The 15,947-nt window shown below is 69.3% G+C and carries 8 protein-coding genes; 1 reads left to right on the top strand and 7 read right to left on the bottom strand.

Translation table 11 applies throughout. The features are described from left to right. Window positions 1-91 precede the first annotated feature (91 nt). The 7 genes from HLH25_RS18460 to glgA all read right to left on the bottom strand — a co-directional run bounded on the left by HLH25_RS18460 (window position 92) and on the right by glgA (window position 14,392). Entirely contained in the window at window positions 92-1,660 is a 1,569-nt protein-coding gene (locus HLH25_RS18460) for an inorganic phosphate transporter (protein WP_375289005.1), read from the bottom strand. Window positions 1,661-1,823: 163 nt separating this feature from the next. Beyond that, window positions 1,824-4,436: a malto-oligosyltrehalose synthase gene (gene treY / locus HLH25_RS18455; RefSeq protein WP_182975470.1), complete on the bottom strand. Its 2,613-nt coding sequence runs from the start codon at window positions 4,434-4,436 to the stop codon at window positions 1,824-1,826. Then, complete coding sequence (gene malQ / locus HLH25_RS18450; protein ID WP_182975469.1) at window positions 4,433-6,469, bottom strand: 4-alpha-glucanotransferase; 2,037 nt, start codon at window positions 6,467-6,469, stop codon at window positions 4,433-4,435. Before malQ ends, treY begins: the two co-directional genes overlap by 4 nt. Further along, the gene (treZ, locus tag HLH25_RS18445) at window positions 6,462-8,237 is read right to left on the bottom strand and encodes a malto-oligosyltrehalose trehalohydrolase (RefSeq protein ID WP_182975468.1); all 1,776 of its coding nucleotides are present in this window, start codon (window positions 8,235-8,237) and stop codon (window positions 6,462-6,464) included. Before treZ ends, malQ begins: the two co-directional genes overlap by 8 nt. Continuing rightward, window positions 8,230-10,356 carry a glycogen debranching protein GlgX gene (gene glgX, locus HLH25_RS18440; protein ID WP_456305506.1) on the bottom strand — a complete coding sequence of 709 codons (2,127 nt, stop codon included), beginning with the start codon at window positions 10,354-10,356 and terminating at the stop codon, window positions 8,230-8,232. The genes treZ and glgX overlap by 8 nt, the downstream gene beginning before the upstream one ends. A 79-nt stretch (window positions 10,357-10,435) precedes the next feature. Next, window positions 10,436-12,652 carry a 1,4-alpha-glucan branching protein GlgB gene (gene glgB / locus HLH25_RS18435; protein ID WP_182975467.1) on the bottom strand — a complete coding sequence of 739 codons (2,217 nt, stop codon included), beginning with the start codon at window positions 12,650-12,652 and terminating at the stop codon, window positions 10,436-10,438. Between the two features lie 99 nt (window positions 12,653-12,751). Continuing rightward, window positions 12,752-14,392 (bottom strand): glycogen synthase GlgA, encoded by a 1,641-nt coding sequence (gene glgA / locus HLH25_RS18430; RefSeq protein ID WP_182975466.1) that lies wholly within the window; start codon window positions 14,390-14,392, stop codon window positions 12,752-12,754. 289 nt (window positions 14,393-14,681) lie between these two features. On the opposite strand from glgA, the gene HLH25_RS18425 reads away from it, so the two are divergent. Further along, entirely contained in the window at window positions 14,682-15,941 is a 1,260-nt protein-coding gene (locus HLH25_RS18425; protein ID WP_375289006.1) for an MFS transporter, read from the top strand. The last annotated feature ends 6 nt before the right edge of the window (window positions 15,942-15,947 follow it).

Genomic DNA, 15,947 nt, shown 5'->3' with positions numbered 1-15,947 from the left:
CACCGCGGCGTCAAGCGGCTCAAACCACGTTATCCTCGTCGCCATCGTGGCAGGCCTCCACCCTATCGCCCCAATATCGTCATTATACCCTCTAAGTGAACAGTATTGGGGTGATCACCCAGGCCATGGCCATGGTACGCAGCGTCCGCCATTGCAGGCCCGAGCCCGCCGCCGCCATGGTGCCCGCCACGCCGCTGGAGAGGATATGGGTGGTGGAGACCGGCAGGCCATAGCCCTCGGCCAGGCCGATCGTCCCCATCGCGACCAGTTCCGCCGAGGCACCCTGTGCGTAGTTCAGATGCGTCTTGCCGATCTTTTCGCCCACGGTGACGACGATACGCTTCCAGCCGACCATCGTGCCCAGGCCCAGCGCTACCGCGACGGCAACCTTGACCCATGTGGGGATGAAGCGCGTGCCCGCGTTGAGCTGCCCCATGAAGCCCTTCAGACCGGCTGCCTCGGCTCCTGCGAAGGCATTGGTCTTGCCCAGCACGCGGATCGCATCCGACACCAGATACATGTCGGTGCGGACGTTCGGCACCTGTGCGGCGGGGATGGCGTTGAGGGTGCGGTAGCCCTTGACCGAATTCGCGATGTCGTCGGAGAGCACGGCCAGCGCGCCATAGACCTGTCCATCCGCAACCGCCCGGTCGCGCAGTGCCGCCGTTACCCGCGCACGGGCCGCCGCCACATCATCGACATCGGTGCCCGTCATGTGATGGCGGAAGATGCCCGCGGCGTCACCGGCCGACTGGACGAAAGCCGGCATCGCGGTTTCCGGCATCGCGCGGTTGAGGGCGTAGGCGGTGGGTGCGGCGCCGATCAGGATGAGCATGATCAGGCCCATGCCCTTCTGCCCGTCATTGCCGCCGTGGAAATAGGAAACGCCGGTGCAGGTGCCGATCAGCAGGCCGCGAATCCACAATGGGGGCGGCTTGTGGCCTTCGGGGGTCTCGAACAGCGTGCGGTTGCGCACGAGGACGCGGAACAGCCAGAACAGCGCCATGGAGAGTACGAAGCCGCAGAGCGGGCTGAACAGCAACGCACTGAAAACCTTGGACACTTGCGACCAGTCGACGCCGTAGGTGGCGGCCCCGGCGGGCGCCATCAACTGGTTGGCGATGCCCACCCCCATGATCGAGCCGATCAGGGCGTGCGAGGAACTGTTGGGCACCCCCATCGCCCAGGTCGCGAGGTTCCATACGATCGCGGCGATCAGGAGCGCGAAGATCATCGCATATCCCGCGCCGCTGCCGACCTGGAGGATGAGTTCGACCGGCAGCAGCGTGACCACGCTGTAGGCGACGGCACCGGATGAGACCAGCACGCCCAGAAGGTTCCACACGCCCGACCATACGACAGCCACCATGGGCGGCATGCTGTTGGTGTAGATCACGGTCGCGACCGCGTTGGCCGTGTCGTGGAAGCCGTTGACGAATTCGAAGCCCAGCGCGATCAGCAGCGCCAGCGCCAGCAGGGCGAAGGCCCCGATCGCCAGTCCGTTCCCGCCTGCCGCCCGCACGTCGGCCAGGACGCTGTAGCCGACGAAACCCAGCGCGCACGCCAGCACGGCCAGGAAGAATATCCTGAACGCGGGGGTTCCCCCACTCTCCATTCTAGGACGCAGAAAATGACTGCGCGGTATGGTTGTCTCCGACAAGGCTTCCCCCCCTTGGCCAAAAAGTGCTGTGACAGCGCGACACTCAGCGGAAAGTCCGGTCCAGAAACAGTGAAGTTATTTTGAAAGGGGAACCGTGCCCCATGCACGGAGCGGCCTTTCCGTGCGATATCCGCAGGATGGCCGAACTGCCGCCATCGGGCGTTCAGCCGGATACCAGCACATCCAGCGGCGCTCCGCCGGCCAGCATGGCGAGGTCCAGCATCGCCGCACGGTCGATGATGCGGTCCGGGTGGAGCAGCGAGCGCCACGGCCCGGCGGGGGCATCGTCCCAGTCCAGCGTCGTGCCGCGCCACAGCATCGCCGGGCAGGACAGGTTGGCCGGGTCCGGCATCAGGGCAGCGGACAGGCGCGGCGCGACCACCAGCATCGTGGTACCTTCCGTCACGCGGGTGAAGGCGAGCAGATGCTGCCGCCGCGTGCCCGCGACCCGGACCGGACGGTACGCGCCATCGGCAAACAGGGCCGGATAAGTGGCCCGGAACCGCAGTACGGCCGCGATCAGCGTCTGTTTTACTCTGCCGTCGCGCCAGTGCGGCAGCAGCGACCCGACATCCGCGCTTTCGGCCAGGGCCGCCATGCGGACCGGGAAATCCACCGGGCGGCGGTTGTCGGGATCGACCAGGCTGAAATCCCAGAACTCGCAGCCCTGGTAGAGATCTGGCACGCCGGGGCTGGTCAGGCGCAGCAGCGTCTGCGCCAGCCCGTTGAGGGCGCCGGCGGGGGCGATCTGGTTGGCGAACGCATCGACCATCCAGGGGAAGCGGTTTTCGGGGTGGGCGGATAGCAGGGCGGCGAGGTAGGCGCCGCAAGCCTCCTCGTAGGCGGGTTCCGGGTCGATCCAGCTTGTGTGACGCTTGGCCTCGCGGAGCGCCTTGACCTGCCAGGCGGCTATGCGGTCGTGGAAGTCCGGGGTGATCCTGTGTTCGAGCGGGCTGTCGCCGATCGGCCAGGCGCCCAGCAGGGTCTGGTAGAGGATCAGTTCGTCGGCGCGGTCGGGTGCCGTGCAGGGGCCGGACCGGGTGGCGACACGGTGGCGCAAGGGCGCATTGAACTCGCTCCAGCGGGTGGCGACGCGCACCCATTCCTGCGCCAGTTCGGACAGCACCGCGATGCGGGCGCGGGCGTCCTCGCCGCGTTTATGGTCGTGGGTGGCGGTGGCGAGCATGGCGCGGGGCCAGTCGCGCTGACGCGCGATATTGGCGGCGTGAAAGGCGGCGACCGTGCCGCCGAAATGGCCGGGATGCGTGCCGACATCGTTGCGCGACAGCAGGCGGCCATAGCGGTAGAAGCCTGTATCTTCTACCGATTTTGCGGCCAGCGGGGCTGTCAGATGCACGAAGCAGGCGATGGCTTCGGCGGGGCCGCCGGGGCCGAGTTGACGCTCCAGCCAGTCCAGAACCGGCTGCTGCGCGGGCACCAGCGTGGGGCGCACGGTCTGGCAGATGGTGTGCAGGACCGCGCTGTCTTCGTCATAGGTCCGGTAGACGGGAAAGCGGATCAGGATCTGGCGCAGCACACGGTCCAAGGCGGGCGGCGTGAAGTCGCGGGCGCGCGGGTCGCGGCGGGCGAGGCCGGACAGGACGTGGACCAGGCGGGCGAGATCGGCGGCCAGGGTGCCGTTCAGCACCGCCTCGCGTGCCGCCTGTTCTTCCTCGCGGAAGCTGGTGGCGCCGCCGGCGCCCCAGACCCACAGATCGTCCAGCGCGTCGGCGCCGCGCTGGTCGTGGAGCAGCAGGTCGACCTGTTCCAGAAAGTCGTAGCCGGTGGTGCCGTCGATCGGCCAGTCGGCGGGCAGGGCTTCGTCCGCCGCCAGAATCTTCTCCACATAGAGGGGGGTATGCGATGGGGCCTCGGGAGGGCGGCGTGGGGCAGCGGCGGACAAGGCGCGATGCAGGCGAGAGGTGTAGGCATGGGGGTCGGTGAGGCCGTCGATGTGATCCACCCTCACGCCGTCGATCAGCCCGTCTTCATACAGGTCGATGACGGTACGGTGCACGGCGTCGAACACGTCGGGATGTTCGACGCTGAGGCCGGCCAGCGTCGTGATGTCGAAGAAGCGGCGCCAGTTGATCAGGTCGGAGGCCGTGCGCCACCAGGCCAACCGGTAATGCTGACGCTCCAGCAGCGCGTGCAGGCGCGCCCGGCCCTCGGGGCTGTCCGGCGCCATGCGCGCCAGGACGGCGTCCGGCGATCCGTCGGCGTCCGCGAACAGGTCGGCATAGTGATCCGGGCAGATCGGGAAGCGATGCTCGTAATGCCAGCAGGCGAACGAGCCGTCGGCCGCGTCGTGGCGCAGGCGCAGCGTGCCGTTTTCCAGGCAGTCGCCATAGGGCTCGGCCAGGAACGGCAGCAGGACGCGGCCGCGCAGGCTTTCGTCCGGCGGGTTCCAGTCGATGTCGAACATATGCGCGCACCGGCTGGCCTGGCCCCACGCCAGAACGTCCTCCCACCACGCATTGCCGCTGCCGCCGACCGCCATGTGGTTGGGTACGATATCGAGGATCAGGCCCATGCCGCGCGCGCGCAATCGGGCCACCAGCCGGGCCAGGGCTTCGCGGCCGCCCAGTTCGGGGTTGATACGGCTGTAATCGAGCGTGTCGTAGCCGTGGGTCGAGCCCGGACGGGCGGCCAGCAGCGGCGAGGCGTAGAGATGGCTGATGCCCAGGTCGGCGAAATAATCGACCAGCTTCACAGCGTCGTCGAGCGTGAAGCCGGCGTGGAATTGCAGGCGGACGGTTGCGCGGACACCTGTCATGCCGGGCTCCGTGCCGTGCGCAGCAGGTCCAGCCGGCGGGCGGCGTCCGGCCGGGCCAGCAGCGGCGGGCCGGGCGGATAACGCTGCTGCCAGTTGGGATGGCCGGAGACGGTGCCGGGCAGGTTGGGCTGCTCGGGCAGGCCCAGCGCGTCTTCCAGCGGCAGGATGGCCAGCGGCGACGCGGCCGCGCCGACGAAGCGGGTGGCCGCATCGACCACCTGGGCCGCGCCGTCGGGCGTGACCGGGGGAAGTTCTGGCGCCTCGGGCGGGTGCAGCGCCGCCCACAGGGCCGCGCGGTCATGCGCGCGGGCGGCCAGCGCGTCTTCGGCGCGGGTGCCGCGCGGCAACTGGCGCAGGGTCTTGCGCCAGCCGATATCGGTGGCCTGCCACCAGCCGGCGACCGTCGGCAGGTCGTGCGTCGTCGTCATGGCCACGTCGTTCGCCCCCCATTGATCCGGCGGCAGGAACATGCCCTGAGCGTCGCGCTGGAACCACAGCACGTTCATGCCCATGATGGAACGCTGCGCGGCACGGGTGCGGAAGCCCGCGGGCACGGTGCCCAGGTCCTCGCCGATCACCACCGCGTCGTGCCGGTGCGATTCCAGCGCCACCAGCCGCATCAGGTCGCGGCCCGGAAAGGACAGATAGGCGCCGTCGGCGGCCGAGGCGCCCTCGGGGATGACCCACAGCCGCTCCAGCCCCATGACATGGTCGATGCGGATGCCGCCCTGGCGCGTCAGCGTCGCGCGCAGCGTGTCGATGAAGGCGCTGTAGCCGTGGGCGCGCAGCGCGGCGGGGGAGAAGGTGGTCAGCCCCCAGTTCTGCCCCAGCGGGCCGAGCGGGTCGGGCGGCGCGCCGACCGACCCGCCGATCAGGAAATCGTCCTGGTTCGCCCAGCACTGGCTGCCGCCCGGATCGGTGCCCACCGCCAGGTCCGCGATCAGGCCGATGCGCATGCCCGCCGCGCGCGCGGCCTCGCCCGCGCCATGCAGGCCGCGCGCCGCCAGCCATTGCAGGAACAGGTGGAAACCGACCTCGTGATGACGCTCGGCCGCGAAGCGCGCGACCTCGGGGCTGGCGGGGTTGCGCAGGGGGGCGGGCCACGCGCGCCAGTTGCCGCCGCGCGGGCCACGGCCGAGCTGATGCGCCTGAAGCGCCTCGAACACCGCGTGACGGTGCAACGCGGGGCCATGGGCGGCGACGAACGCCGTCAGTTCGGGCGGCGGGGTATCGCGGATATGCTCGTCATACAGGCCGCGCAGCATGCGCAGCCGGAGCGCCGCCGCCGCCGGCCAGTCGATCAGCGGTGCCTCTTCCAGCGCGTGCGTGGCCTGCGGCGCGATGCGCAGCCGGCGCATCATCGCCCCGATATCATGCGTGGAAAACCAGCTTCGCATATCGGCCAGCAGCACGTTCAGGAACAGCCGGCTGGACGGGGAATAGGGGCTGAACTGCGTGGGGCATGCGCTGAACATGGCATGGACCGGGCTGATGGCCAGCGCATCGGCCCCGGCGGCCGCCGCCTGCCGCGCCAGGTCGGCCAGCGCGCCGAAATGGCCGATGCCGCCATCGTGCCGCGCGCGCAGGCCGGGGATCTGCACCGACAGGCCCCAGCCGCGCGCGCCCTCCGTCGCATCGGCCACCGTGCGGCAGCGGGCGGGCGCGATGGCCAGCACGACGCGCCGGCCCGCGATGTCCAGACGGTGATAGCCGACCCGCGCGATGGCGGGCAGCCGCACGCGGCCGTCGCGCGAGCGGCCGGCCTGCCCTTCGAGCGTGCCGCCATCCTCATAATCCAGCCGGAACGCCGTCTGGCGGGATAGCGGTCGCAGCGGCAGCACGGTGGCGACCCCGACCTGCCCCACGATCATCGGCGGCAATGCGCCTTCCTCGGGCATCGAGCCGTCTTCGAGCACGCGCAGCAGGCTGCGCAACGTATCGAGCCCGACCCGATGCGAGGCGCCGGCGGCATCCTGCCAGACCGTGACCAGCCCGGCCTTGCGGGCGCGCGCGCGCAGGGTCCGGTCATCCATGGGCGGGCTCGGCCAGATGGATCGTGACGGCGTGGCGCGGCAGCCGGGCGCCGGTGCCGGCGGCGGGCGGGTACTGGAACAGGACCGGGCCGGCGACCCAGTCCGGCAGATCGACCGTGTCCGCGCCCAGATTGAGGCCGACCGACAGGATCGCGCCGTCGGCCATGCGCCAGCGCGCGGCCACCGCGCCCGGCCCGACGACCCGTGCCCCCAGCCCCTGCGCGCCGCGCAGGCGCGGCGTGATGCGGGCATGGCGCAGGCGCAGCAGGCTGGCGAAGAAGGCCAGCCAGTCCTGCCCCTGCGGCGTTTCGGCCTCGTCCGGCGGCGGGATCGAGGCGGCGAAGGTGGCGGGGTCGTTGGGGTCGGGGATCGTCTCGCGCCGGGCCGGGTCGCTGAAATGGGCGAAGGCCGCGAATTCGCGGCGGCGGCCGTCGCGCACGATGTCGCCCAGGATCGGCGGATGGCTGGTGAAATACAGGAACGGCCGGCGGGAGCCCCATTCCTCGCCCATGAACAGCATCGGGATCTGCGGGGACAGCAGCAGCAGGCCGTAGGCGGCGCGCAGGGCCTGAGGGGCGGCCAGCACCGTCAGCCGCTCGCCCAGCGCGCGGTTGCCGATCTGGTCGTGATTTTGCAGGAACAGGACGAAGGCGGTGGCGGGCAGGCCGCCCGTTTCCATGCCGCGCGGATGACCGAGGGTGGGGAACATCTCGCCCTGGAAGGCGAAGCCCTCGGCCAGCACCCGCGCCAGCCGCCCGGCGGGGTCGGTGGCGAAATTGGCGTAATAGCCCTCGTCCTCGCCCGTCAGCAGCACATGCAGGGCGTTGTGCCCGTCATCGTTCCACTGGGCGTCGAAGCCCGCGCGCAGCAGGCCGGAATCGTTGTTCTCGTTCTCCAGGATCAGATGCACATGGCGGCCGGGCTCGACCCGCGCGCGGACGTGGGCTGCCAGGTCCACCAGCCAGTCGCGCTCGCCGATCGCCTGCACCGCATCGAAGCGCAGGCCGTCGAACCGGTATTCCATGAGCCAGTACAAGGCATTTTCGGCGAAATACGTCTGCACGGCGGGCTGGCGGAAGTCGATGGCGTCGCCCCACGGCGTGGGCCGGCCGGCATGGAAGAACGGGGCGGCGTAGGCAGCGAGGAAATTGCCCTCCGGCCCGAAATGATTGTAGACGACATCGAGAAAGATCATCATGCCCAGCGCGTGGGCGTGATCGACCAGCGCCTTGAGGTCCTCCGGCGTGCCGTAGGACGATTCCGGCGCGTAGGGCAGCACGCCGTCATACCCCCAGTTGCGGCCGCCGGGAAATTCCGACAGCGGCATCAGTTCCACCGCCGTTATCCCCAGCGCCTTGAGCCGGGCGAGCTGCGCGCGCACGCCGCGAAACCCGCCGGCCGCGCCGACATGGATTTCGTAGATGACCGCCTGTTCCCACGGCAGGCCGCGCCAGTCGTCATCCTGCCACGCATAGGCGCGGGGATCGACCACCTGGCTTGGCCCCGACACGTCGCGCGGCTGGGCGCGGGAGGCCGGGTCGGGCACCGCCAGATGCGGGTTGAGCCGGTAGCGGTAGAGCGCGCCGGCGCCGCAGGGGGCCGTGGCCTCGAACCAGCCCTCGGCATCGCGCGCCATCGGCACCGGGGGATGGCCTTCGATTTCCACCGACACGCTGGCGCAGGACGGTGCCCAGAACCGGAAGCGCGTCTGCTGCGGCGCGAGCAGGGTCGCCCCGAAATGACCCGAGAACGCATGGGTTTTACGCATCGGCCGTTCCCTTTGCATGCTGGCCATCCGGCGTGAAGCCGAACAGCGCCACGGCGTGGGCTCCGACCGTCCAGCGCGCCAGCCTGTCCGAACGGGTGCCGGTCCGCGTGGGATCGGCACTGTCGAGCAGCAGCGTCCATTCGCCCGAGACCGGCGGCAGGATGCAGTCCTGGTCCTCGTCGCCCGTGTTCATGATCAGATAGGTGCTGTCGGGGGGGCCGTCATCGGTGCTGGAGCGGAAAAGCCCCAATATTCTTCCATGTTCGTCGTTCCAGGCGTCGGAGGTCATGGGGTGGCCCTCGGCGTCGTACCAGGCGATGTCGAGCAGGCCCGGCGCTGTTTCGCGCTTGCCGTACAGGTAGCCGCGGCCGCGCACCGAGGCGTGGGCGGCGCGCAGGGCGGCCAGTTGGCCGACATAGGCGGTCATCGCCTGTCCGGCGGGTGTGGCGGCCAGCGGCCAGTCCAGCCAGGACGTGGCGTTGTCCTGGCAGTAGGCGTTGTTGTTGCCGTTCTGGCTCTGGCCGAATTCGTCGCCCGCCAGCAGCATGGGCGTGCCCTGCGAGAAGAACAGCGTGGCCAGAATGGCGCGGCGCACCCGGTCGCGCACCGCCAGGATCGCCGGATCGTCGGTCGGGCCTTCCACCCCCCAGTTGCGGCCGAGATTGTCGGAATGGCCGTCCTGGTTATTCTCGCCGTTGGCGTCGTTATGTTTATGATCGTAGCTGACCAGATCCATCAGCGTGAAGCCGTCATGCGCCGTGACGAAATTGACCGATGCCCAGGGCCGTCGCCCGCATCGGTCGAAGATGTCGGCCGAGCCGGCGAGACGGGCCGCCATGTCGCCGCGCGTCAGCGCGTCGCCCCGCCAGAAGCGACGCAGCGTGTCGCGATAGCGGTCGTTCCATTCCGCGAAGCCCGGCGGATGGTTGCCGAGCTGGTAGCCGCCCGGCCCAGGATCCCACGGTTCGGCGATCAGCTTGCGGGTGGACAGGACCGGGTCCTGGCGCAACACGTCGAAGAAGCCGCTGAACGGGTCGAACCCGTAGCTCTCGCGCCCCAGGGTGGAGCACAGATCGAAGCGGAACCCGTCGATATGGAAATCGACCGCCCAGTGACGCAGGGAATCCATGACCATCTGCAACACGCGGGGGTGCGACAGGTTCAGCGTATTGCCGCAGCCGGTATCGTTGATCAGGTGGCGTTCGTCCTCCGGCACCAGGCGGTAATAGACGGCGTTGTCCAGGCCGCGATAGCACAGGGTCGGGCCGAGTTCGTTGCCCTCGCACGTATGGTTGTAGACCACATCGAGGATGACCTCGATGCCGGCCGCGTGCAGGCGGCGGATGGCGGTGCGGATCTCGTGCGGGGAGCCTTCGGCCAGGTAGGCGGCCTGGGGGGCGAAGAAGGACAGCGTGTTGTAGCCCCAGTAATTCGTCAGCCCGCGCTCGACCAGGAACCGCTCCTTGACGAAGGAATGGACCGGCATCAGTTCCAGCGTGGTGACGCCGACGCGCAGCAGGTGATCGATCAGGCGCGGGTCGGACAGGGCGCGGAAGGTGCCGCGTTCGACCGGCATCAGGTCGTTGCGCCGCATCGACAGGCCGCGCACATGGGCTTCCATGATCACCGTGCGTTCCCACGGCACGCGCGGCAGCCGGTCTTCGCCCCAATTGAAAGCGTCGTTGGTGACGACGCTTTTCGGCATCGCGGGCGCGCTGTCGCGCCGGTCGATCGACAGGTCGGCGCGCGGCGAGTTGACGCGGTAGCCGAACAGGGAGTCCGACCACGTCAGCGCGCCATGCAGCGCGCGGGCGTAGGGATCGACCAGCAGCTTGTGCGGGTTGAAGCGGTGGCCGCGCAGCGGTTCGTACGGGCCGTAGGCGCGGTAGCCGTAGAGCATGCCGGGCCGGGCGTCGGGCAGGTAGCCGTGCCAGACTTCGTCGGTGCGCTCGGGCAGTTCGAACCGCGCGACTTCGCGCCGGCCCGAGTGATCGAACACGCAGAGGTCGATCCGGTGCGCGTTGGCCGAGAAGACCGCGAAATTGACGCCCAGCCCGTCCCATGTGGCGCCCAGCGGCGCCGGGGCGCCGCGCGTCAGGCGAGCGGGAAAGCGCATCACGATGCGGAATCCGTCTGGAAACCGGCACCGGCGGCGGGCGGGCGTGGGCCTGCGTCTTCAGGCCCGGCCTTGAACACCATCATACAGCCCACTCCGGCGTGAGATAGAGGACGGCGAGCGGGGGGAGAACCAGGACGCAGGAATGGGTGCAGCCATGGGCGGGCTCGGGTTCCGCCATTGCGCCGCCGCCATTGCCCATGCCTGACCCCGCATATTCGCCACCGTCGGAATTGAGCAGTTCGCGCCAGTAGCCGCCAGCGGGCACGCCCACGCGGTAGGCCGGGCGCGGCACCGGCGTCATGTTGCATACCACCAGGACCGGGGCGGCGTCTGGCGCGCGGCGCAGCCAGACGAAGACCGCGTTGTCGACATCGTCCCCGACCAGCCATTCGAACCCGTCGGGCGTGCAGTCGGCGCGGTGGAGGGCCGGGATGGCGCGGTGCAGGCGGTTGAGGTCGCGGACCAGCGCCTGCATGCCCCGCCCCTCCGGCTGGTCCAGCCGGTACCACGCGATTTCGCCATCCGCCCGCCATTCGTGCGGCTGGGCCAGTTCGCCGCCCATGAACAGCAGTTTCTTGCCCGGATGCACCCACATGAAGGCGAAATAGGCGCGCAGGCCGGCATGTTTGCGCCAGTCGTCGCCCGGCATGCGCTCCAGCAGCGAGCCCTTGCCGTGCACGACCTCGTCATGCGACAGCGGCAGGATGAAACGCTCCGAAAAAGCATAGTGCAGGCCGAACATGATTTCGGAATGATGGTAGCGGCGCCAGATGGGGTCGCGGCCCATATAGGCCAGGGTGTCGTGCATCCAGCCCATGTTCCATTTGTAGGAAAAGCCCAGGCCGCCATCGGCCACCGGCCAGCTTACGCCGGGCCAGGCGGTGGATTCCTCGGCGATCATGAGCGTGTGGGGGCAGAGTTCGGCGACGGTCACGTTGAGGTCGCGCACGAAGGCGACGGCCTCCAGATTCTCGCGGCCGCCATGGATGTTGGCCAGCCATTCGCCCTCGCGTCGGCTGTAGTCGCGGTAGAGCATCGAGGCCACGGCATCGACCCGCAGCCCATCGACATGGTAGCGCCGCAGCCAGGTGAGCGCGCTGCCGATGAGGAAGCCCCGGATCTCGTTCCGGCCGAAATTGTAGATCAGCGTGTGCCAGTCTGGGTGGTAGCCCTCGCGCCGGTCCGCGTGCTCGTACAGGCACGAGCCGTCGAAATGGGCCAGGCCGTGGGCGTCGGCGGGGAAGTGAGCCGGCACCCAGTCGAGGATGACGCCGATGCCGGCGCGGTGGCAGGCATCGACGAAGGCGGCGAACTGGTGCGGCGCCCCGAAACGGGCCGACGGCGCGTACAAGCCCAATGTCTGGTAACCCCATGATCCGTCGAAGGGATGCTCCATGACCGGCATCAGTTCGATATGGGTGAACCCCATGTCGACAACGTAGGGAATCAGCGTCCGTTCCAGGTCCGCCCAGCGCAGGATGCCGTGGGGGTCGCCCTCCGGCCGGCGCCAGGAGGCCAGATGCACCTCGTAGATCGACAGCGGGGCGGTGTGGGCCTGCCGGCCGGCGCGGCCCTGCATCCAGTCCTCGTCGGTCCAGGCGAAGGGGGAGGTGTCCGCCACCACGGAGGCGGTGGCCGGGGGTTGCTCGGCCGCCAGGGCGTAGGGGTCGGCCTTGGGGGGGAGCAGGCGCTGTTCGGCGTCGATGATTTCGTATTTATAACGCTCGCCGGGGCCGATGCGGGGGATGAACAATTCCCAGATGCCCGCCTCGTGGCGCAGGCGCATGGGGTGGCGGCGGCCGTCCCAGACATTGAAATCGCCGATGACCGAGACGCGGAAGGCATTGGGCGCCCAGACCGCGAAACGCACGCCGGCCACGCCGTCGATCACCATCGGCTGGGCGCCCATCACCCGGTCCAGGTCGCGATGGTCGCCGCGCGCGAACAGGTGCAGGTCGAGATCGCCCAGCAGCAGGCCGAAGGAATACGGGTCCTCGGTTTCCTCCCAGCCATCGGCCCAGCCGATCTTGAGCCGGTAGCGGGCGCCGGCGGGCACGGTGCCGACATACAGGCCGCGTTCGTCCACCCGGCGCATCGCCCGCTCGATCGGGGCCGAGCGCGGGCGTTGCACCACCAGACGCACCGCCCGCGCGTCGGGGCAGAAGGCGCGCACGATGTCCAGCCGCCCGTGCGGCTGGCGGCCGAGGATGGCGAACGGGTCGGGGCAGGTGCCCCGCAGCAGGTCTTCGGCTTCCGGCGGGAGGGAATAGACACTTTCGTTCGAGGCAACATTCATGAGGCGGGATTCCGGCGGGCAGGAGATGCAGGCGGAGAATGGCGGACGAACACACGGACAGGCGGCCGGTCATGCCGGGTAGAGGACGGCGCGGGGCCGTCAGCCGGGGCGGCCGAACGGATCGTTGGCGCGGACCCGCCCACGCCGGGCCGCCTGGTAGCTGGCCCGCGCATTGCGCGCGGAATGGGCCGGGCCGGTCGGGCCGGCGAGTGGCGGGCGGCGGCGCATCGAGGACTGGTCGAATTCGGTCATGCCGACTTCCGCGCGGCCGAGGACGCGGCGGAAAAGTCGGGCATATTCCTGCGCCTTGCGCCCCCACGAGACATCGTAGCGCGCGCCGTTGCGTTGCAGGCCCGCCCAGCGCGCCGGCTGGCGGTACAGCGTGGCGGCGCGGCGGATGGCGCCGGCCAGCGTCTCGCCATCGACCGGGGAGAACAGGAATCCGGTCGCGACATCGCTGGCCATCGCGGCCTCGTTGGCGTCGATGATGGTGTCGGCCAGACCGCCGACGCGCGAGGCGATGGGCACGCAGCCATAGCGCACGGCGCAGAGCTGGGTCAGGCCGCACGGTTCGAAGCGCGAGGGCACCAGCAGGGCGTCCGCCGAGGCCTGGATGCGGTGGCCAAGCTGCTCGCTATAGCCGATATGGCAGGCCAGCCGGTCGGGATACTGGCGGGACAGCCGGGCCAGGGCGCGCTCCATCCCGACCTCGCCGCTGCCGACCACCACGAGCTGTGTCTGGTCGTCGAGAATATGGGGGATGATATCGGCGAGGATATCCACGCCCTTCTGGCCCGTCAGGCGGCTGACCAGACCCAGCAGGAAGACGTTCGGGTCCTGCCGCAGGCCGAATTCCGCCTGGAAGGCGCGCTTGTTGGGCCGGCGGCCCGCCAGATCGCCCACCTGGTAGGGGAAGAGGACCGATGGGTCGGTTTCGGGATTCCAGTCGTTGGTGTCGATGCCGTTGAGAATGCCGCGCAGGCGGTCCGCCCGGCTGCGCAGCAGGCCGTCCAGCCCCATGCCCCATTCGGGGGACTGGATTTCGCGCGCGTAAGTCGGCGAAACCGTGATGATGCGCTCGGCGAAGAGCAGGCCCGCCTTGAGGAACCCGACCGCGCCGTAGCATTCCACGCCGTCGATCGAGAACGCATGAGGCGGCAGGCCGAACCGAGCGAGATCCGCCGCCGGGAAGCGGCCCTGGAAGGCGAGATTGTGGATGGTCTGCACCACCGAGGCGGCCGGCTGGCCGTCATAATGCAGATAGGCGCCCGTAAGGCCGGCCTGCCAGTCATGCGTCATGACCAGATCGGGCCGGCGGCCGGGCACATGCCCCTGCGCGAGACTGGCCGCGACGCGGGACAGGCAGGCGAAGCGCAACCCGTTATCGGGCCAGTCGGTGCCGTCGGGCGCCAGGTAGGGATTGCCCTTGCGCCGGAACAGGGAGGGACAGTCGATGACCAGCAGGCGATGGCCGGCCGCGTAGCCTTCGAGCAACGCGATTTCGACCCCCGGCAGCGGCGACATCTCGGCCACGCGCACCGGACCTTCCAGCGCGTCCAGCACCGCCGGGTAGCCGGGCAGCAGGGTGGTGACCAGCACGCCCTCGGTGTGCAGCGCCGCCGGCAGGGAGCCCACCACGTCGCCCAGTCCGCCCGTCTTGACGAAGGGGAACATTTCCGATGCCACGGAGAGCACGCGGATCGGACCCGATGGCTCCTGTTCCTGCTGGTGACGGTGCATGCCGCGTACCCTTCTTGGTCAGGAGGAAAGGAAGGCGCCCGATCGGGCCTCTGAAAAAATCTAACGACGGCGAAGGGCCAGGGAACAACTATCACGATAAAGTGATTGATTCGAAAGAATCCTGCCAGTTCGGCGAGAAATGCGAACTCGTGATGCGAACTTTTCGCCGCCTCGCCGATCGGGACCGGACGGTGGGCAGCGGGCATTTTTCCTTCGGGGCCGGTTCCCCCCTGCCATCGGGGCCAGTTGCCGCTAGAACGGAGAAAAGCAATAAGGAACCGTCCCGATGATGACCCCCCTGCCCCCGACCGGCGCGGCCCCGCCGCTGCGCAGCCCGAGCGACGCCCGGCATATTATCGCCGCGTGCTTTCTGGGCTGGACGCTGGATGCCTGCGATTTCTTCATCGTGCTGTTTACGCTGGATAATGTGGCCCAGAGCTTTGCGACCTCGCTGGAGGCGATCCTGCTGGCGCCGACGCTGACGCTCATCAGCCGGCCGGTCGGGGCGTATCTGTTCGGCCGGGCCGCCGACCGGTACGGTCGCCGCCCGATCCTGATGGCGACGATCGTGACCTATTCGACCATCGAACTGCTTTCGGCCTTCGCGCCGAACCTGACGATCTTTCTCGCGCTGCGGCTGCTGTTCGGCGTGGCGCTGGGCGGGGAATGGGGCGTGGGGACCTCGCTGACCATGGAGACCGTGCCGCCGCACTGGCGCGGCACGGCATCGGGGCTGCTCCAGGCCGGGTATCCGGCGGGCTACCTGCTGGCGTCGCTGATGTTCCTGCTGCTGCCGGCGCTGGGGTGGCAGGGACTGTTCGTGCTGGGGGCCTCGACCGGGCTTTCGGTGATCTATGTCGCGCTTTACGTGAAGGAAAGCCCGGTGTGGCTGGCCAGCCAGCAGCGGATGGCCGGGATGCCGCGCGCGGCGAAGCCGTCCATGCTGTCGGTGCTGCGGCGTTACCGGGGGCTGGTGGTGTATGCCGTGTGCCTGATGGCGGCGTTCAATTTCTTCAGCCATGGGTCGCAGGACCTGTTTCCGAAAATCTTCCTGGCCCTGCAACGGCATTTGCCGCACCCGACCATTACCGTGATCGTGGTGCTGTATAACCTCGCCGCCATCGCGGGCGGGCTGTGCTTCGGCGCGCTGTCGGAGCGGATCGGGCGCGCGCGGGCCATTGCGCTGGCCGCGGTACTGGCGCTGCCGCTGCTGCCGCTGTGGGCGCTTTCGGCCACGCCGCTATGGATTGCCGTGGGGGCGGTGCTGATCCAGTTCTGCATCCAGGGCGCCTGGGGTGTGGTGCCGGCGTATCTGAACGAACTTTCGCCCTCTGACGTGCGCGCCACCTTCCCCGGCGTGGCCTATCAGTGCGGGAACCTGATCGCGGCCAGCACCGGGCTGATCCAGCACCGGATCGCGCTGGGGCTGGGCGGCGACCTGGCGCCCGCGCTGATGATCGTGGTGGGGGGCGCGGGCTGCGCCATCGCGCTGCTGGCGACGTTTGCCGGGCCGCGCTTTCACGCACAGCTTGACGGCGCGCCGGAGTAACGGCGC

This window comes from Gluconacetobacter dulcium, from assembly GCF_014174165.1.
Lineage (GTDB): Bacteria > Pseudomonadota > Alphaproteobacteria > Acetobacterales > Acetobacteraceae > Gluconacetobacter > Gluconacetobacter dulcium.
The sequence above is the reverse complement of the archived record's forward strand: the minus strand, read 5'-3'. Positions and strand labels throughout refer to the sequence as shown.